This window comes from Streptomyces silvae, assembly GCF_016745505.1.
Lineage (GTDB): Bacteria > Actinomycetota > Actinomycetes > Streptomycetales > Streptomycetaceae > Streptomyces > Streptomyces silvae.
The window spans coordinates 23,654-41,196 of record NZ_JAERUC010000107.1; the positions used below are offsets into that span (position 1 = coordinate 23,654).

A 17,543-nucleotide genomic window follows, 5' to 3' on the forward strand; every position below is an offset into this window, starting at 1 on the left:
ATCCACAGGGAGTTGGAGCCCTCGCCGGATCCGGTGCCACGATCCCCACCACGACGCGCGACAGACAGATCGAGAGGCCGCTCATGAACACCGCGATGAACGCCCTGGAAGCAGCCCTGGGATCAGCGGATCCCCTCACGGTGCTGGCCGGTGCCTGGGAGGCACTCGATCTCGGCGAGCGGGTGGCCGACGCCGTCACCTGGGACGAGGCCGGCGACGATCTCCTCGCGCTCACGGCAGCACAGGAATGCTCGGCCGCCCGCTCCCTGCTGCCGCTGCCCGAAACCGGGGGCCCGCTCGCCCTGGAGGCGAGCGATATCCAGACCGGTCCCGGCGGTCTGGAGCCTTACGTCGCTCTCCTGGACAGGGCGCACTTGGCACTCACCGGACTCGCTGAACAGGACGACCAGCTCGGTGCAGCCGCGGATCATACGGCTGCCGCCGCACGGTCGCTGGCCGCCGTCCGGGGGCACTGATGGCGACGCTCGACGAGCTCTTCGACACGGCCCAGGACCGGCTCCGGACGGCAGCGGCGACGCCCTCGTCGGACCGGGCTTCCTCGGCCCGTCAACTCGACCAGTTCCTGTCCGCGCTGACCGATTCCCTGGGCCTGGGCGACAAGACCGTCCGTCAGTCGGCCGTGACGAAGGACCTCCTCTATCAGCTGGGTCGGGCCGGTGACGCCGTACTGGCCGCGCAGCGCACGCTGCCCCCACCCGGCGCCGGCCCGGCGGAGAAGCACCTGCCCGACGCCCTGGTCGCACTGCACGCGGTGCGCGACGTCATCGACAGCCACCGTGGGCCGGACCGCGTACCGCTGAGTGCGTACGCCTATGCGCTCAGCACGGGTCCGGCCCACCACTACCTCACCCGCCGCTGCTCCGGACTCGCCTGGGGCGCGGCCCAGGTGGCGTCCGGTCTCGCCCGGGACACCCTGGACCCCTCCGCGGCGGCAGCCTTCGGGGACGCTCGCCAGTTCCTCTCCGAGGCCGCTCTCTTCGGCCAGGAGGGAACCCGCGACGCTGACCCCGCGATCGGCGCCCTCTCGCCGACGCTTCCGGTCAGCCCTGTCCAAGCCGATCCCGCCGACCGGACACAGGACGTACCGGCGAACCTCGCGGAGGACTGCGACCGGCTGTCCCGGGCGGCCTTCGAAACCCTGCACCACCGCTCCGATCACCGCATGAGCGGGTCGGATCTCCAGCAGCTGGCGCGCTGGACGGCCATGCAGCGCCTCCTGGCGGGCCGGGTCCTGCTGCGGGTCGCCGAAGAGCTGCCGGACGAGGCTGCCGCCGCCCTGCGGGAGAGCGCGGGCGCGCTGCGCGGGTCGGCGCAAGCCTGGCAGAAGGCCGCGACGGCGTGGCACCGGGTCGTGGACATCGCCGACCCGCGGGCCCACCCCAAGCTGCCCGCGCCCAGCTACGAGATCGTCCGCCGCGGAGAGGTGGTGCGTCTGCCGCAGGTCGTCCCCCACCCGGCCACCGTGATCGCCCAGACAGCAGCGGTCCGGGTCGGACAGCTGTTGTACGGACCCCAGTGGCGGCCGGAGGCCGCGACCCGGCCCGACCCGCGGGGAGGCTCGGAGATCCTGGCCGACGCGCGAGGCACCGGGGGTCTGGCCTCGGCCCTGTACCGGCTGCCCGCCGCGGGCTGGCAGCTCGCTCTCGCCGCGCCCCAGGCCGTGAGCCTGGCGCGGGGCGGCCTGGTCACCGATGTCCTCGAGCGCCAGGCACCGACGGGACGGAGGAACCACCGCTTCCGTCCGATCCACTCCCAGCAGCTGGAAGCGCTGGCCCACCCGTACAAGGCCGTCCTGCCGATGGAGCAGGCGTCAGCGAAGTCCCTCCTGGACATGGCCCAGCAGGCCGGCACCCCGGTCCCCCGCGCCCTGCTGGACGCGGGAGCCCACCGCCGTCTGGCGGCCGGCGCGGGGTGGGGACAGGCCGACCGCCGAAGTGCGGTCGGGCCGGATCGGCCCGGACTTCGGGTGCAGCAGCCGCAGCCTCAGGTGCAGGCGCGGCGAAGGGCTCTGTAGTCGGCTGCCGGTGGGCGGTGCGGGCGCACGGGAAAGCCCCGACTGGTCGGGGGAGGCCAGCCGGGGCCGATAGGGGGTGTGGGTGCGGAGGGTGGTCGCCTCTCGGCGGAGGGCTCCATGAGGCTTCAGCCGAACGATCTTCCTCATGGGCTATAGGTGAGGCCCGGGGACACAGTCCCCTCCGTACCCACACGCAAAGGAACGCGGCACCCCACGGAGATGTTCCGGACGTGTTCGACCGGGGGGCGTGAGGTGGACCACTCGACGACAGAGTGGGGCGGGCAGACCCCGGCCGGTGCGGCGGAGCACGCGGAGAGGCGTGCCATCAGTCGGCTCCGTCCTCGCCCTGCCATCCGGTCATCGCTCGGTGCCGTTCGAGTGACACCGCTCGCACGGCCCGGCGAGCCCTCGCCCCAGCAATTCGAACAGACGTATCATTCCTGTGTGCCCATGTACGACTTCCCCCAGGACCTGCGGGACACCCAGCTCGCCCTGCACCAGACCCGCGCCGCCTACGAGCAGTACGCCCGAGCCCTGCCGTGGTCGGCCGAACCGATGGCCGGCTGGGAGGGCGACAAGCAGCTGCACAGCGGATACCGGTCCGCCAAACCCGACAGCCCCGGCTACACCGAGGAGCAGCACCGGGAGGTGGCCCGGTTCCGCGCCGAGCTCCTGCGTCTGAGCACCGTGGTGGCGACGCATCCGTTCTGGGCGACGCTGGAGCGAAGCGAGACGGTCGGAGGGCGGATGGCTCTCCAGCACAGCCACGAGACGCCGGCCGCTGTCGAGACGGGCTGAGCGCGATGTCGGACCCTGGCGGGATATCCCGGCTCGAGAAGTGGCGGGCCACCCGGGAGTACCTCGCGTGGCAGCTCCGGTGTGCGGACCAGAAGGTCCGCGAGCTCGAGGTTCAGGAGCAGCAGGACAAGCGCCGGAGGGCACAGGCGCGGGCGGAGCAGTCATGGAAGATCCAGCCCCTGCGCTCCAGCAGCAGCGCGCTGCTGCACCGGGGGAACTGCACGCTGTACAAGAACGACTTCGGCTACATCAACCGCGAGGACGCGGTCATCGCGCTGGCCGAGCCCGACATCGAGGCCTGCCAGATCTGCAACCCGCAGACGGGCCTCCGGTGAGAGCCACGCGGCGGCCACATCAGCTGCGGCGCCCCGCGCCGAGACCGCTCCAGCCCTGGGGGCTGTCCTGGCGATCATCCGGTAAGGCGCCTCGGTGATATTTTGACCGGAATCGCGGGGAGGGGCGGACGAATCCGTGGACAGTGACCTGCGGCGTGCGGTGGTCGCGGCGCTTGGCGAACTCGGGCGAAGCGATGACTGGCGTGACCGGGCGGATGCCGGTCACAGCCTGGCAGGGTTCGCCGAGATGCCGGAGGCTGTAGAGCTACTGCTGGGCCTTGTGCTCGACCGTGGTGACACCTTCGTCACCCGGCGGACCGCAGAGGGCTTGCTTCGACGAAAGGACAGGGTCGGACTGACCATCGTCGCGTCCGCACTGGCAGTCGCCGAAGACAACCACGCCGATTACATCCACACCGCGATCGTCGATGTCTTCAGCATCTTCTCGGACGATCTGGACGAGGCGCTACGGATCTGCGACGAGATGTCGGGCGACACCGACGATCGTGTTGCCCAGGGGGGCCGTCGGTTGCATGCGAGCCTGGCAGAGATCGATCCCGTCCTTCGCCCCGCATAGCGGCGGTTCGAACGCTGTTGTGAGGTGCAGACCCTCGGGTACGGCAGCGCGGCACCTTGCCGGATGGCGTTCGTAGACGGACTTCCAGGGCCCGAACCGTTCGGGCAGGTCACGCCACTGCATGCCTGTCCGCACCCGGTGCAGAATCCCGTCGGTCACCTGCCGGTGGTCCCGCCACCTGCCACAACGACCGTTACTGACCGGCAGGAACGGCCGCAACCGTTTCCACTCGGCATCCGTGAGATCACCCCGCCCCATGTCCACATTCAACGACGCGGGCGCAGAGTAGTCCCATGATCGACCGGACAGGCCCTAAGGGCTGTCCCGAGGCTTCGGCACCGAACACCTGGCGCACCGATGAGTTTCCTGCACTGCGGGGGTCTTGTTGGCAGCAATGCACACCACAGCGGTACGGCCCCTACGTGAACCGGAGAGACAAGCATGGCAACAGCGCGAGAGCAGTCGGCCGGAGCCGAGGCCCGTGTCGTCTCCGCCGACGGCACCGAGATCGCATTCGAGCAGTCGGGCCGCGGGCCGGCCGTCGTCCTGGTTGCCTCGGCACTGGCAGACCGCTCGGACACGACCAAACTCGCGGCTCTCCTGGCCCAGCACTTCACTGTGATCAACTACGACCGGCGCGGACGCGGTGCCAGCGGTGACGCCAGTACTTACGCCCCTGACCGTGAGATTGAAGACATCGCCGCGCTGGTCGAACACGTCGGCGGTTCGGCGTCGCTGTTCGGCTCGTCCTCCGGAGCGGTCCTCGCCCTGCGCGCGGCCGCGGCCGGAGTCAACGTCGACCGCCTGGCTCTGTACGAGCCGCCGTTCGTGGTCGCCGAAGGCGACGACGGGCCGCCCAAAGATCTCGCGCAGCGGATCACCGCGCTGCTTGCGGAAGGCCGGCCCAGCGACGCGGTCAAGTACTTCATGACGAGGGTGCAGGGCATGCCCGGCATCGCCGTGTTCTTCATGAAGTGCATGCCGAAGATCTGGGCAAATCTCACCAAGTTGGCTCGCACTCTGCCCTATGACATCGCGGTCATGGGCGATACCCAGCAAGGCAAGCCGCTCGATGCCGAGGAGTGGAAGGGGGTGGCCGTACCCACCCGCGTACTGACCGGTGGCAAAAGTCCGGCCGCGTTCCAGCGCGCCGCCCTCGCCGTCACCGGGATCCTGCCGCAGGCCGACCACCGCACTCTGCCCGGACTCAACCACGGCGCCGTCGTCATGGCTCCGAAGAAGATCGCCCCGCAGATCATCGAGTTCCTCAAGGGATGAGCTTGTCGTTCGATCGGTTCGGCGGCGCTTGGCACCCCTCCTGGCACTCGGATTCGATGGGGTCCAGGTCGTCCGAGGCCCACGTCTTCTGTCAAGTGACTGTCCTGGACGGCAGGCGGGCTCCATGCTTCTGACGTGGCAATCTCACTCCGGCGCAAGCGCGCTGCCCCGCGGGGCACGTACGCACCGAACCTCTGGCCCGTCTGGATCGTGGCACCCGTGGCGCTGGTCGTGGCCGGCGCCCTCGGCTGGGTCATCTACCACTACGCCTACGATTACTTCGCGCAGGCAGCCGCCGAGCAGAAGCCGCCCAAGCCGGTCGACATCAATGACGTCCTCAAGGCCGCTGTCACCGCACTGACCCTGATCGGTGCCGTTCTCGCTGGTCTCTACGCCTACCGCAAACAGCTCCTCGCCGAGGGCGACGCCCACCGCGCAGACGCAAGCCAGCTCGCCGAGCGCTACACCACCGCCGCCGAACAACTCGGCCACGACCAGGCCGCTGTCCGCCTGGCGGGCGTCTACGCCCTCGCCCGCCTCGCTGACGACTGGGCAGAACAACGCCAGGTGTGCATCGACGTCCTGTGCGCTTACCTCCGCATGCCCTACGAACCCGACCCGCACGGTGCCGAGCACAAAGCCGGTGAGCGGGAGGTTCGGCAGACCATCATCCGAGTCATCCGTGACCACCTTCAACAACCCGACGGGCCCACCGCCTGGTGCGAGCACAACTTCGACTTCACCAACGTGGTCTTTGACGGCTGCAGCTTCTCGACCAGCCATTTTCGAGGCACAGTCACCTTCTCCCGCGCAACGTTCAGCTACGGGACGGTCGACTTCGGACGCGCGACGTTCAGCGGGGATGTCGACTTCGGACGCGCAAGGTTCGACAGCGACGTCGACTTCGGACGCGCCACATTCAACGGTGACGTGGACTTCAGCCGCACAACGTTCAACGAAGGCGGCATGGTCGACTTCGGCGGAACCAGCTTCAGTGGCATCGTCGACTTCGGACGCGCAACGTTCAACGGTGGCATGGTCGACTTCGGACGCGCAACGTTCAGCGGCGGCATGGTCGACTTCGGCCGCGCAACGTTCAACGGCGGCACGGTCGACTTCGGCTCCGCGATATTCAGCGGCCGTATGGTCACCTTCGGCCGCGCGACGTTCAACGGCGGCGACATCGATTTCGTCGGCGCAAGGTTCAGCGGCGGCGTGGTCATCTTCGACGACGCGACCTTCAGCGGGACCTCCTTCAATTGGGGTCCTCTTCATACGCCGACGGGCGCCTAAGGAGCGTGAGCATCTCCACCGGCGGCCTCGGATGCCGAAGGCGGAACGTCGGCGACTGTGACCGGCAGGCCTTGCTCCTGGGGCCATCCCGGCCGCCATCTGGTGAGCCACTGGGCAAAGTCCTCGCGCACGAACAAAGGGTCCGCCGGCTTCAACCGAATCTGGGGTCGCTCATCGGCCCACCACACCTCGAACTCCGACTCGGTGCCCGTCGTGGGCCAGCGCTCGGCTTCGCTTGGTAGCAGCAACACGTCAACGAAACCGGTTACGGGCAGCCCGATGCCCACGAAGATGCCGATCGCGCCGGGACTTGGCACCCGGACCACGGTTCCAAGGAAGCGTTGCCCGAAATGCAGTCGGCGGCGTGCCGCCTCCCAGTCCTGTGCACTCACCACCCGGGCATCTTGCCAGAGCCGAATCCCCTACGGGACAGCTCTTGGGCCGGACTCGTCCCCACCCCAAGACCTCGACCTCGCCCAGCGTGATGCAGCCCCGACGCGCGCGTCTTCACGAACCGAACCGTTTCCCGCACACACGGTTGACCACGGCCGAATCGCCCACAGCTGTCACTGGGCGGGCCTCCTTGTCAGCGGCTATGGCGCGGCCCCGGACGGTTCTGAGTCGGTGGCCGGTACAAGTGGCTGCTCCGGGCGGCGACACGAATGTTCTGGGCCCCCTGAGCCTGCTGCAGTTCGGCTCGGGCCCGTACCTCGGACTCGTGGAGCCTGGGGTGCTGCTCCGAGAGCCGAGCTCGCAGAGCCTTCTCGGTCCGCGCGTCGGCGGCGGCAGCCCAGTGCATGGCCGCGTTCTCCCGGGCACGGGCCGCCTGGCCGTGGGCGTGGGAGACGCGCTTCGCGTCGCCGGTGTCGATCTGCTGGACGCGGGCGGGGATGCGGACCTCACGCATCTCGGTGAGCCGCGCCGTGAGGGTGTCGACGTCCGGCGCCTGGTGCTCGGTGGCACCGAGCGCGGCGGCGTACGGGCTGCTGCGCAGCATCTCCCACGCGGCTTCGGCTGCTCGGGAGGCCGCGGCCCGGGCATCGGCCGCCTCCCTCCACCCGGCGGCGCGCTGTTCGGTGGCCTGCTGCGTGAGCTGCCGGTGTTCCTTGCGGGACGTGCCCGCCAGGCGCAGTGCGATCCGGCCCTTGTCGTCGGCGGTCGCCAGAAGGCGAAGGCGCTCGTCGGCCTTGGCCGCCGCCTGCGCTGCGGCTGTCTCGCGAGCCTGCTCGGTACGTGCGGCGGCCAGCTGCTCGTCGGCGCGGGCCAACAGGGGGTAGACGGGCGCGACCTCACGTTCGCCCCGGGTCTCCCCGCGAGCCCGGCCGTCCGCGATCTGCTCCAGCAGCGCGCGCTCGGTCTCCTCGGCTTCGGCGGCCGCCAGTTCCTCGCGCCGGGCGTCGACGGGGCCGTTGGCGATGAGCCGGGTGAGCTCCTCGTCGGTCCGGTCGCCGTACGGGCGGCGGTTCCAGGCCTGGACCCCGGCGAGCTCCCGCTCCTCCTGCATATCGGCCAGGCGCTGCTTCTGCTCGCCCGTCAGCCGGTACTCCCCTGCCTGCGGTTGGGCCTCGCGCCGGCGCTGGTCGTGGACAGTGGTCGACCGGGCGCGTGCCGCGCCGGCCCTGACGGCCTGGGTGCGGGCCGGCGACGGCACAACGGCAGAGGCCGGCGGTTCGTGGAGCAGGTCGGAGACCGTCACGGCCGGCCGGGACTGTCCGAGGTACCGGGCGAAGGCCTCCAGGGCGCGCTCCAGGCGCTCCTTCTCCGTACGGGCCTCACCGAGCCGGGCCCCGGCATCCCCGCTCTCGATCACCGCCAGCGGCAACCACAGGTGGTTGGCCTGCCTGCCCCGCGTCAGGCCCGGATACGTCGCGAACGCGTTGGCGCCGTGCCCGTACAGCAGGCTCGTGTCGCACGTCATCCCCTGCGAGGCCGCGATCGTCATCGCGTATCCCAGCGACAGGGCCCCGGAGGCGACCTGGTCCGGGGTCAGCCAAGTGGATACGAAGGTGGCTTCCTCACCGCGCGTACGGGTGCGCCAGGTGATCTCGATCCGCCCGTCCTCGGCGATCTCGCCTACGACGGCCCGGTACCCGTTCAGCAGGTCCAGGCCCTCGCCCCGGTGGCTGCGGTAGCCGTTGGCGCGCACCCGTACGGCGTCACCGGTGGCCAGGGTGAGCCGGTCGCCGCCGGGCAGGGCGTAGGTGTGCTCGGTGCCGAGTTCTCCGGCGGCGCGGCGGATCTGCTGGGCCCCGGCGTTGAGCGCGTCGACGTCGGCGTCACGAGCGGCGAGCACCACCAACTCGTCGACGAGATCGTGGGTGTCGGGCCACTTCTCGCGCCGGAGCTCGTCCCACGCGGTGAGGATCTGCGAGCGCGCCTCATCCGCGGACTCGGTGGGGTGGATCCGTCCCCGGTCGGCCAGCAGGCGCAGCGCCTGGTCGCGGTCGCCGGTGCGCCAGACCTCCAGCGCGTGGCGTTCGGCGGCGTCCTCCTGGTGGCGGTTCCCGTGCAGGGTGAGCCCGCCGACCAGCCGATGGACGTCGCGGTACCAATCAGCGACACCGATCGCCTTCAGCTGAAGAGGGTCGCCGACGCCGATGATCCGCGTGCCGGTGCGGGCCGCCTCGCGCACGAGGACCTCGGCTGAACGGTCGTCCACCGCCGTGGCCTCGTCGATGACCAGGACGTCGACACCGGTGAGGCCGCTTCCGGTGCGGATCCGTCGGAGCCAGGCAGCGACCGTACGCGCGGGAATCCCTGATGCCTGGGTGAGGTGCTGAGCGGCGACGGCGCTCAGGCAGGCCCCGGCGTACGTGGTGCCGGTGGCGTCCCACCCGATACGGCACGCTTCCATCAGCGTGCTCCGGCCGGCCCCGGCGACGCCCACGATCGTGTCGATGCCGTGCCCGCCGGCCAGCAGCCGGGCCACCGCCGTGCGCTGCTCGTCGGACAGCGCGAAGCCGACCGCGGACTGGAAGACATCGATGGCGCCCGCGGCCTGCTCGCTGGTCAGGGTCGTACGGCCTTCACCGTGGCGGGCGAGCGCCTGGTCCCGGACGTACTCCCCCGCATCCAGGATGTCCTGGGTGGTGTAGCGGGCGGTCGACGTCATGACGGTGGAGCCGTAGTCCGGCACGCGCACCGCGTACCCGGCCACGTCCAGGACGTCGTCGACGAGCTCGCCCAGGCGCCCGGATCCGTCGTCGATCCCGTCCCGCAGGGCGTTGCCGACCGCTGCGAGCAACTGCGCGCGGGAGAACGTCGTATCGCTGCGGGTGAGGCCGGCATCGGGGTGGAACACAAGCGCGGCGAGGTCGGCCGGTGGCGGGATCCGCGGGCCGCTGCCGAGACCGTCGATGCCGAGACCCCCGTCCGGGCCGGGCGGTCCGGGGGCGGCGGCCGCGACCATCGCGTCGACGTCGACACCCGCGTCCTCGGCCCGCTGCCGCCAGCTCTCCCGCATCCCCGCCGTGCCGGCGGAATGCTTGGCCCGCTTGGTTTGCAGGGAGACCTTCGCCTTCTCCTGACGGCTCGCGTCGGCGCCGGCGGTCCGGTCGACCAACGTCGCCCGGCGGGAGAACTCCGTCCGCAGCCGCTCCGGCACCCCCGCGACCTCCCACGCGCCGGTCTGTTCGTTCTGCTCGCGCCGGACACCGAACCGGGCATAGGTGAGCGCCCGCACCCGCGCCTTGAACAACGCGTCGGCGGCCGCCGCGTGCCGGTGCAGGTCCTGCCCGGAGTTCGCGATCGACCGCCACTGCCCGTCCTCGCACAGCGCCAGGTTCGGGATGGTGACGTGCAGGTGCAGGTGCGGGTCGCCGGGCTGCCCATCCCCCATGGGCCGCGCCGCCTGGTGCTCCACAGACCAGCCCATCAGCCCACCGGTCGCGATCCGGACCGGGCTCCCCTCCTCGCTGCCGACCGCGTAGCCGACCCAGGATTCGAGCTGGGCGAACGTGTCACGCTTGGCCTGGTGCACCAGGTCGCGCAGCTCGACCTCGTCCACGTCGTCCATCAAACCCTGAAGAACGCTGTCGGACTTGGGGAGATCCAGCACCAGGTCCCAGCCGCGGACCCGGTCATCGACGCGGACGTCCTTGTGGTCCCGCGCCTCGGCCAGCTGCCGCTCGTCGTAGACCTCGTCCAGGGAAAGGCCGGCGGCGCGCGCGAGCTTGTGCAAGGTGGTCACCTGCATCCGGTGCGTCTCCCCGAAGCGGTGCACCATCCGCTGCTGCTGTGCCAGAACCTTCTGCTGCTTCGGCTTGCCCTCCAGCAGCTCGGCGGCCGTCAGGCTCTTCTCCCCCGCCGCGGCCTCGATCGCCTCGACCAGCCGGGCGGTCGTCAGCTTCGCCCTCTCGTGGGCGCGGACCGAGGTCTGCGTACGGATGAGCCGGGCGCCCGTCTCCGGGTGGCAGCCGGTCATCAGGCGCCGGGCGGCTTCCTTGCCGTCCTCGCCGAGGACCTGGCCGTCGGTCAGTCCGATCGCCTGCAGACCGCTGCCCATCCACACCAGAGCAGCACCCTGCAGCCGGTGGTCGGTCCGCTCGTCGACGGCGCCTTCCCGCACCACGGTCTGCTCGGCCGACGCCTCCACCACCGCGCACCCGGCCTGCTCCCGCAGCCGGTAGTCGATCTGCTCGTCTGCCGTGATCTTCGTCAGCCAGGCCACCGGCCGCCCCCGTTCGTGCTGCCCCGTCAGCAGGGCATGCGTCTTACGCTTTCCGGAGCGCAGGGAGTCCCGACAGGGGAACCCCCTTCGTCCTTCCCCAGAATTTGATCATGGCTGGAACGTTCGAGGTCAAGCACATCACCGTACGCCGGAATCCGGCGACGACCTGGGCCTCGTGGTCGCCCCCTGCCCCCGCTGCACGCCACCGTGAAGAGATCGTCAATGATGAAATCGTGCGCGACTGCGCGTTCGTCATCACATCGCCGGGAGGGACATGTCTTTCGAAGAGGAGTGGGCCGACCTCAAGGCCGCGGCGGCCGCACGGATGCAGCTCAACGGTGCGCCGACGAGGGACCCAGGCACGACACCAACCGGCGCGGATCTCGTCGTCCACGACGACGAGCTGGGGAAAATCGGCCATTTCGCCTACCGGCTGCACAACAACCTCAAGGCGGACGGAAAGCTCGCCCAGACCACGACCAGGACGGCAGGCACGAGTCTGACGGCGGACGGGTTCGAGATGGGCAAGGCGCTGGCCTCCGCATCCACGGCGTGGGCAAAACAGGTAGGAATGCTCGTTGACGCCTGCGCGCACATCTCCAACCACCTCGACTACACGAAAGCGTCGAAGAAGAAGGACGACGATTGGGCAGCCACCCAGGTCAGTGCGACAAAGATCTCTGACTACTACGACGTCCCCGACGAGCACGCACGGCCCTCAGTACCGAAGCCACAGGGCCCGATCATGTGATCCGTCGCTGTTCTCCATCCGATCCTTCTTCATCTGAGCGAGGTGCCCGATGCTGGCCTTCCAGCAGCTTCTGAATCTCAGGACGAAGCCGCTCGATTCGGCAATCGACGACTGGGTTGCCATGGCCAAAAAGCTGCGGGAGCTCGCCAAGGACGCCGAAGACATGAACGTCTTCGCGCAAGGGACGGCCTGGAAGGGCCAGAACGCCGGCGTCACGAAGCCCTTCGTCACGAGGGCGGCCAGCGAATTCCAGGACGCGGTGACCCAGGCTGAGAGCATCACCAACCTGCTCAAGGGCGCCTACAGCGAACTGACGAAAGCCAAGGCCGAGCTCGTGGAGATCTACGAGAACCCGCCCCACGGCCTCAAAATCGACCCGTACGGGGTCGTCATCCATCTGGAGAGCTCGGACCCCGGCTCGGACGACGTCGACGTACTCGTCAAACGCATGGAGGCCATACTCCAGCGCGCGGCCGGCGCCGATGCCCTCTGCACCGGTGGCCTGGCGGCTCTCACCGAAGACCCGCACCAGTTCAGCTCCGTGCACTACGCCTCCTTGCGAGACGCGAAGACACTCAAGGAGCAGGCGGCGCAGACGAAACTGGACACAGCCGAGTACGTGCCTCCCGAGAAGTGGGGCAGCGGCACCGTAAAGCCTGTCGCTGAATTTCTCAGCTACCGCTCCTGGATGGGCGGTGGCGAGTCGCTCCTTCGTGGAGACCTGAACGGCGCGGTTCAGGGATTCATCGGCGGCACGCCCGCCTACGCTGCCGGCGAGGCGAGCAAGCACCTCGAGAAGGGTTCGATCCTGAGCGACGTCAAGGGAAAGCACCACCGCCCAACCGCTCTGAACACGGTCGGCAAGTTCGGAGGGAAGATCTTCGGCGCTCCCGTAGCCGTGGTGGCGACCGTGGTCGACTTCGCCTACACCCCGTCGAAGAAGGGCCCGGAAGACACTCATGTCGATGCCCCGGCAGCACCGGGGAAGACGAGGTATTGATGAAGCACCTGCCAGGCACGCCACCCTCCGGCCGCCGCCGCTCGGGTCCGCCGGAGCCCGGTCGCCGGAGCCCGAGCGCGAGGCACCTGCTACGTCCCCGGAGTTCACGGTCATTCGTCCTTGGTCTGTGCATGTCCGTCGGCGGGCTCGCCGGCGGGGTGCGCGCCACTCTGGACGGGAAGGGGATCGGGACGATTCTCGGCATCTTCGGTATCGGGGTTCTCGGGCTCGTTCTCGCCACCGCGTGGGTCGTGACATACGCGCGCGAGCGCTGAGAATCTTGAGTCGGACGTAAGTCCTGCCTTGGTCGTCACAGGAGGCACGGAACGATCCGCGTACTCACAAGCGACGGCAGGTCGACAGCGCAACGGCTGGAGAATTACGCCGCCCGGCCCCATCTGAAGCTCAGATCCGTTCTCGGCGGCTGCCCTGAACTCGATCCCCTCACCGGGCACGTCCGCGCGTTCCGGAAGATGCTCACCCAGCTCCAGGGCGACCGACCAACTCCCGCAAGGGATCAACGCGATCCGCGCCTACGAACCGGTCGTGCGCCTCCCGGGCGGACTCGCGGGCGGCGGTGAAGTGGGTGCGGCGGCCTCGGGGGGGCGAGGTAGTGGTTCTCGACGGTCTGTGTTCAGCGCACACAGGTCGGCCAAGGAGGGATCCAGCGAGTCAGATACGCGCGGCCCGTGCGGTGTCCAGCCGGCTCACGCAGAGCACTGCTGTCGTGAAAGCCCACAGGGGTCAGGGGAGCAGGAGCGTGGTCTGCATGACCTCCCGGCCAAGATTCCTTTCCGAAGTCATCCCCTGTTCGGCTTGGGGTCGTGGAGTCTGGTCCATGTCCGGATGTCCACACCTCTGCTGTTGATGTCCTGGATCACGTGGCTGGCGTAGAACCTGGCCTCCTCGATGAGTTCCGGCGCGACGTCCAGTTCCCTCGCGAACTCTTCGTCCGTGGGTTCGCGCCCCAGAGTGCTGAGCGCGCCTCCGTACAGCTGCGCTTCCTGCATCTGCCGGACGATCCGAAACAGGTGTGCGCTCCTGTCCTCGGCCCTGCGAACGGTGGTCCTCCTGATGACCCACACGACTCCTAGCAAGGCGCTCAGCACCAGGACCGAGAGAGTCGTGGCCCACGGCGAGTACCCATCGAACCTTCGAACGGCAGTCCTGATCCCGGGGCTGCTGGCAGGGATCAGCTCTCCTCCCCCGAAGGACGCGAAACAGCTCACGAGCGCGAAGGCCAGGCAGCCTGCCGTGCCGGCCAGAAGGAGGGTCAGCGCACGTGTCCCCCGCCTGACGTGCTGGGCGACCGTTCCCCTGTGGAGTCCTGTGATGCCGGCGATCTCGGCATGGGTGTAGTCGAACCCTTTGGCGAGCATGATCATGCGCTGCTGCTGCCTCGGCAGGGTTCGCAAAGCCTCCTCAAGGTCGAGGTAGTCGGCCGCGTCGTCCTGACCGACCGCTTCGACGGTGGAGACGTGGATGAAGCGGTCCTGATCCACGGAGTGCAGGGTCGTATCGATCGGCTGGGCCACTCCGATCCGCCGGCTCTCGTCGCGGACCTTGTTGGAGATCACCTTGTACACATAACCGGCGAGGTTGTCGATCGGCTGCTTGGAGCAGTTGGCCAAGGTGACAGCCATCGCCTCCTGCACCAAATCCTCGGCACCCAGCCGTGACTCCGGAATGCCCTCTTGCACAAGACACCGGCGGGCGTGGGCGAAGAGATCGCGCTCCTTGTCCACGTACATCGCAGCCAGTGCGGCTGCTGCCTTCTGCTCCGGTTCAACCACGGCTCTTCTTCCCCCGTTGCTTTCCGGCTTCTTCGCGTCGGCTCAGAGGATGGACGACAACGCTCCCCGCCCGCTGCACTTCGGCTGCCTTCGCCCGGACGATCTCGGCCTTGGCGAGGGCCCGCGAACTGTCAGCCCAGCCCTGGGCCCGGATCAAAGCCGCCTCCCCTTCGGCGCGATGGCGTGCTGCCAAGCTCTTGACCAGCTTCTTCACAGACGGTGCCAGCACGGCCAGCACCAGCAGAACGACGAGCTCCATCGCCCCTTCTCCTCATCTCCGTCCTGTTCACCTCCGCTCTTCGGTGGCGGTTCCAGGCGCTTCGAGATGTAAGGGGAGCGGCAGCTCGTTCTGCATGACCCGCCAGAGCTCCTCACGCAGTCCTAGGTGAGAGAGGTTCATGCTGGACTCCCCCGCGTGCGGGTGGGGGCCGACCGTCGCACACCTTCCCCTACTGCTACCACCCTGCTACCTTGAGTGTATGACCTCACAGAAGAAGCAGACTCAGCTCCGACTGGAGCCGGGAGTGCTCGCAGCCGGAAAGGACGCGGCGGCAGCTCGCGGGCTCGACTTCAACCGGTACATCGAGCGACTCATCGCCGAGGACACCTCCGGCGCCCGAGCCGCCGGGATGGCGGGTGCCCAGCGCCTCCTGGACGAGCACGGCTCCTTCCTCGACGCCCTCGAGAGGGATCTCGACTCCCAGCACTCCCCCGCACCCAGCCGGGGTGCCGCTGCGTGAGCATGTCCTTGCACGTGGACCTCTCCTGGATCCTCGAAGTAGCCGAACGCGCTGGCCACCACGACCCGGCCCCGGAAGATCTGGGAGTCCCCCTGGCCGCGGTCGCCCGTCACCGCGCGGAACTCCTGGAGACTCCGGTCTACCAGGGTGTCTTCGCCAGAGCTGCGGCTTTGGTGCACACCCTGGGGCGGCTGCGCTGGCTGGAGCGGTCCAACCTGAGCGTGGCGAGCGCCGTCGCCGTGATGTACCTGGAAGCGAGCGGCGTTCCTGTGGCACCGACACGGGAGCAGTTGTCAGCCCTGGCACACGAGCTGTACGACCCGCACTGCACAGCCGCACGCATCGCGGCTCTTCTGCGGACCTGGCGGGACTGAGATCGGTGCAGCGTGTTGTCCGCGGACAACACGCTCTCCACCACTGTCTGAAGACCCGACCACAGCGGCAGTGGCTGCCCTTTCGCCCTGAACTCGGGCGACCACCACAAGATCGCTCAGGGTTGTACCGCGGCCAGCAGGCCGCGGTGGATCCAGATGGCGTTGGTCTCGCAGGGCCCGATGGGTCCCCGAAGAGGATTGACATGGCGCTGTTGTTCGCCGAGGCCGCGTCATAGGTGCCGCCCCGAGCATCTACGCTCGATGCCCGGGGCGGCAGTGATCGCGCCGGATGGGTTCCGAGGGGGAGTAAGCGATGCGCGCGGGGTGGATACGGCTGTGGAAGTGGACGGCGTACGGCGGGATCGGACTGAGCTTGTATGCGGGCTGGTTGACGTTCGATGACATCCGGGACCATGCCTCCAGCGAGCGCCACATCAGCGCGGCGTGTGATCGGCTGGTGTCCGGGGCCGCAGTGATGGACCTGCAGGGCGGGATGATCCGGGCAAAGGGCAGCGACTATGAGAAGTACAGACTCGATGTGGACGAGCTGCCCGGTTCCTGCGCCGTCTACAAGGTGCCTGGGCCCGGCAAGACCACGAGCCTGTTCACGCTGACTGTGCGGGGCAGCGACGCTTCCACGCCGTTGTACTGGGTCGGTGATGACGGTGATCTCGAGCCGTTCAGTGACAGTCGAGGGAGTCAGAAATCCGATGTCACAGCGATCGCTGACCGGCGCCCCGAACCGCGTCCGATCGGCGATGGCGCGCTGGGCCGGTACGGAAACTGGTACACCACCATCCGCGCCGAGTGCGGCCCGGGCAGCCGTGCGACCGCTCCGAAGCTGCTGAACGTTACGGCCCGCGCCGACTACGAGGACGTTTCCGCAGCAGACCGTGAACGCCTCGCCCACATCGCCCGCTCGGCCGCCGAGAAACTCACCGACCGAATCGGCTGCCGGACCCAGCTGCCCGCCCTGCCTGACGACCAGTTGGCGTCCGTCCCGTCTGCCCTTCGCCCCGCACGGTCGGCGGGCGGTTCATGCCTCTGGTTTGCCCGACACGTCAAGGAACGAGAACAAGGCCGGCTGCCCGACCGTGCCCTCGCGGCACCGACCCGGAACTCATACCCCGTCGAAGGCTGTCTCCTGGCGGTCAGCCCCGACCAGGTGGGCCGTATTGCCGACGGCTTGCACGACGACGACCTCGACTACGCACGCAGTGCACTCACTCACTCACCATGGTGGCTGCGCACCAGCTCCTACTTCGGCACGGAGGCGCACACGGTGGGATACGACGGCATTGGCAACGAGCCCAAGGTCATCACGGCGGGAACGGCCGGACACGCGAGCGGCGCGTGGTGGGCCTCCTCCATCTGCGACGGCAAGCCTGCCCTGCACACCCTCAGCTCCAGCTACACCTATGACAACGTACTCGGTCCCCAGACGCTGTCGGCGCTGTTCCACGCGTACGTCGACGACATCACCAAGCGACGCGGCTGCACCCACGTGACGTATCCGGACACGAAGGACTTCCGTGCCCCCTGAGCACCACCCCGTACTGAGCACGTCACCTGGCGGATGAAGCCAACTCGAATGCCCCCGCAGAGCAGGCCCTGATCATCCAAGGACTCCGACGCCGTCGGCATGCGGCCATCCCCGCGTGCGTGGGAAGCAGGGCTTTGTGATGGTGTCGAGCTGGTGATGCTCGGGACCATCCCCGCGTGTGCGGGGAGCAGTGGGCCGGCGTGCCGACCAGAAGCGGCATCCAGGGACCATCCCCCCGTGCGCGGGGAGCAGCACGTGGCCGCCACCCTGGAACTGTTCCAGGCGGGACCATCCCCGCGTGTGCGCGGGGAGCAGGCCGCCGGCACGTAGGTCGGCCAGGCCACACGGGACCACCCC

General features: G+C 68.9%; 16 protein-coding genes. 12 read left to right on the forward strand and 4 right to left on the reverse strand.

Annotation, left to right across the window (positions count from 1 at the left end):
- Nucleotides 1-83: 83 nt before the first annotated feature.
- The 5 genes from JKV81_RS16805 to JKV81_RS16825 all read left to right on the forward strand — a co-directional run bounded on the left by JKV81_RS16805 (nt 84) and on the right by JKV81_RS16825 (nt 3,745).
- Complete coding sequence (locus tag JKV81_RS16805) at nt 84-476, forward strand: hypothetical protein (protein WP_202076544.1); 393 nt, start codon at nt 84-86, stop codon at nt 474-476.
- Nucleotides 476-2,035, forward strand: coding sequence for a hypothetical protein (locus JKV81_RS36555; RefSeq protein ID WP_202076546.1), 1,560 nt, complete (start codon nt 476-478; stop codon nt 2,033-2,035). The genes JKV81_RS16805 and JKV81_RS36555 overlap by 1 nt, the downstream gene beginning before the upstream one ends.
- Before the next feature lie 450 nt (nt 2,036-2,485).
- A complete protein-coding gene (locus JKV81_RS16815) occupies nt 2,486-2,833 on the forward strand; it encodes a DUF8825 domain-containing protein (protein ID WP_236056906.1) in 348 nt (115 codons plus the stop codon).
- A gap of 5 nt (nt 2,834-2,838) precedes the next feature.
- Nucleotides 2,839-3,168: a DUF6233 domain-containing protein gene (locus tag JKV81_RS16820; RefSeq protein WP_202076550.1), complete on the forward strand. Its 330-nt coding sequence runs from the start codon at nt 2,839-2,841 to the stop codon at nt 3,166-3,168.
- Nucleotides 3,169-3,304: 136 nt separating this feature from the next.
- On the forward strand, nt 3,305-3,745 hold the full coding sequence (locus JKV81_RS16825; RefSeq protein ID WP_307820556.1) for a hypothetical protein: 441 nt from the start codon (nt 3,305-3,307) through the stop codon (nt 3,743-3,745).
- Here the strand turns inward: JKV81_RS16825 and JKV81_RS36560 are convergent.
- Nucleotides 3,635-4,003 (reverse strand): transposase, encoded by a 369-nt coding sequence (locus JKV81_RS36560; RefSeq protein WP_202076551.1) that lies wholly within the window; start codon nt 4,001-4,003, stop codon nt 3,635-3,637. The genes JKV81_RS16825 and JKV81_RS36560 overlap by 111 nt on opposite strands.
- A 183-nt stretch (nt 4,004-4,186) precedes the next feature.
- Here JKV81_RS36560 and JKV81_RS16835 point away from each other — a divergent pair, with 183 nt between their 5' ends.
- Both JKV81_RS16835 and JKV81_RS16840 read left to right on the forward strand, forming a co-directional pair.
- Entirely contained in the window at nt 4,187-5,023 is an 837-nt protein-coding gene (locus JKV81_RS16835) for an alpha/beta fold hydrolase (RefSeq protein ID WP_202076553.1), read from the forward strand.
- 219 nt (nt 5,024-5,242) lie between these two features.
- A complete protein-coding gene (locus tag JKV81_RS16840; protein ID WP_307820557.1) occupies nt 5,243-6,316 on the forward strand; it encodes a pentapeptide repeat-containing protein in 1,074 nt (357 codons plus the stop codon).
- 586 nt (nt 6,317-6,902) lie between these two features.
- Here the strand turns inward: JKV81_RS16840 and mobF are convergent.
- Entirely contained in the window at nt 6,903-10,985 is a 4,083-nt protein-coding gene (gene mobF / locus JKV81_RS16845) for a MobF family relaxase (RefSeq protein ID WP_202076563.1), read from the reverse strand.
- A 274-nt stretch (nt 10,986-11,259) separates the two neighbouring features.
- Here mobF and JKV81_RS16850 point away from each other — a divergent pair, with 274 nt between their 5' ends.
- Together JKV81_RS16850 and JKV81_RS16855 are read left to right on the forward strand one after the other, a co-directional pair.
- Complete coding sequence (locus JKV81_RS16850; protein ID WP_202076564.1) at nt 11,260-11,736, forward strand: hypothetical protein; 477 nt, start codon at nt 11,260-11,262, stop codon at nt 11,734-11,736.
- 49 nt (nt 11,737-11,785) lie between these two features.
- Nucleotides 11,786-12,736 (forward strand): hypothetical protein, encoded by a 951-nt coding sequence (locus tag JKV81_RS16855; protein ID WP_202076565.1) that lies wholly within the window; start codon nt 11,786-11,788, stop codon nt 12,734-12,736.
- Nucleotides 12,737-13,536: 800 nt separating this feature from the next.
- Here JKV81_RS16855 and JKV81_RS16860 read toward each other — a convergent pair.
- Nucleotides 13,537-14,529 carry a sigma-70 family RNA polymerase sigma factor gene (locus JKV81_RS16860; protein ID WP_202076566.1) on the reverse strand — a complete coding sequence of 331 codons (993 nt, stop codon included), beginning with the start codon at nt 14,527-14,529 and terminating at the stop codon, nt 13,537-13,539.
- Nucleotides 14,522-14,788, reverse strand: a complete 267-nt coding sequence (locus JKV81_RS16865; protein WP_147982253.1) for a hypothetical protein — start codon at nt 14,786-14,788, stop codon at nt 14,522-14,524. Before JKV81_RS16865 ends, JKV81_RS16860 begins: the two co-directional genes overlap by 8 nt.
- 220 nt (nt 14,789-15,008) lie before the next feature.
- Here JKV81_RS16865 and JKV81_RS16870 point away from each other — a divergent pair, with 220 nt between their 5' ends.
- The 3 genes from JKV81_RS16870 to JKV81_RS16880 all read left to right on the forward strand — a co-directional run bounded on the left by JKV81_RS16870 (nt 15,009) and on the right by JKV81_RS16880 (nt 17,186).
- The gene (locus tag JKV81_RS16870) at nt 15,009-15,269 is read left to right on the forward strand and encodes a hypothetical protein (RefSeq protein WP_147982252.1); all 261 of its coding nucleotides are present in this window, start codon (nt 15,009-15,011) and stop codon (nt 15,267-15,269) included.
- Between the two features lie 2 nt (nt 15,270-15,271).
- Nucleotides 15,272-15,643 carry a fic family toxin-antitoxin system, toxin component gene (locus JKV81_RS16875; RefSeq protein WP_147982283.1) on the forward strand — a complete coding sequence of 124 codons (372 nt, stop codon included), beginning with the start codon at nt 15,272-15,274 and terminating at the stop codon, nt 15,641-15,643.
- A gap of 388 nt (nt 15,644-16,031) precedes the next feature.
- Nucleotides 16,032-17,186 carry a hypothetical protein gene (locus tag JKV81_RS16880; protein ID WP_236056897.1) on the forward strand — a complete coding sequence of 385 codons (1,155 nt, stop codon included), beginning with the start codon at nt 16,032-16,034 and terminating at the stop codon, nt 17,184-17,186.
- Nucleotides 17,187-17,543: the final 357 nt, after the last annotated feature.

What these genes read in the sequence shown, in the direction of transcription:
- JKV81_RS16820 (WP_202076550.1), top strand. Translation starts at nt 2,839, where the DNA reads ATGTCGGACCCTGGCGGGATATCCCGGCTCGAGAAGTGGCGGGCCACC.
- JKV81_RS16835 (WP_202076553.1), top strand. Translation starts at nt 4,187, where the DNA reads ATGGCAACAGCGCGAGAGCAGTCGGCCGGAGCCGAGGCCCGTGTCGTC.
- JKV81_RS16815 (WP_236056906.1), top strand. Translation starts at nt 2,486, where the DNA reads ATGTACGACTTCCCCCAGGACCTGCGGGACACCCAGCTCGCCCTGCAC.
- JKV81_RS16805 (WP_202076544.1), top strand. Translation starts at nt 84, where the DNA reads ATGAACACCGCGATGAACGCCCTGGAAGCAGCCCTGGGATCAGCGGAT.
- JKV81_RS16870 (WP_147982252.1), top strand. Translation starts at nt 15,009, where the DNA reads ATGACCTCACAGAAGAAGCAGACTCAGCTCCGACTGGAGCCGGGAGTG.
- JKV81_RS16875 (WP_147982283.1), top strand. Translation starts at nt 15,272, where the DNA reads ATGTCCTTGCACGTGGACCTCTCCTGGATCCTCGAAGTAGCCGAACGC.
- JKV81_RS16865 (WP_147982253.1), bottom strand. Translation starts at nt 14,788, where the DNA reads ATGGAGCTCGTCGTTCTGCTGGTGCTGGCCGTGCTGGCACCGTCTGTG.
- JKV81_RS16850 (WP_202076564.1), top strand. Translation starts at nt 11,260, where the DNA reads ATGTCTTTCGAAGAGGAGTGGGCCGACCTCAAGGCCGCGGCGGCCGCA.
- JKV81_RS16855 (WP_202076565.1), top strand. Translation starts at nt 11,786, where the DNA reads ATGCTGGCCTTCCAGCAGCTTCTGAATCTCAGGACGAAGCCGCTCGAT.
- JKV81_RS36560 (WP_202076551.1), bottom strand. Translation starts at nt 4,003, where the DNA reads ATGGGGCGGGGTGATCTCACGGATGCCGAGTGGAAACGGTTGCGGCCG.
- JKV81_RS36555 (WP_202076546.1), top strand. Translation starts at nt 476, where the DNA reads ATGGCGACGCTCGACGAGCTCTTCGACACGGCCCAGGACCGGCTCCGG.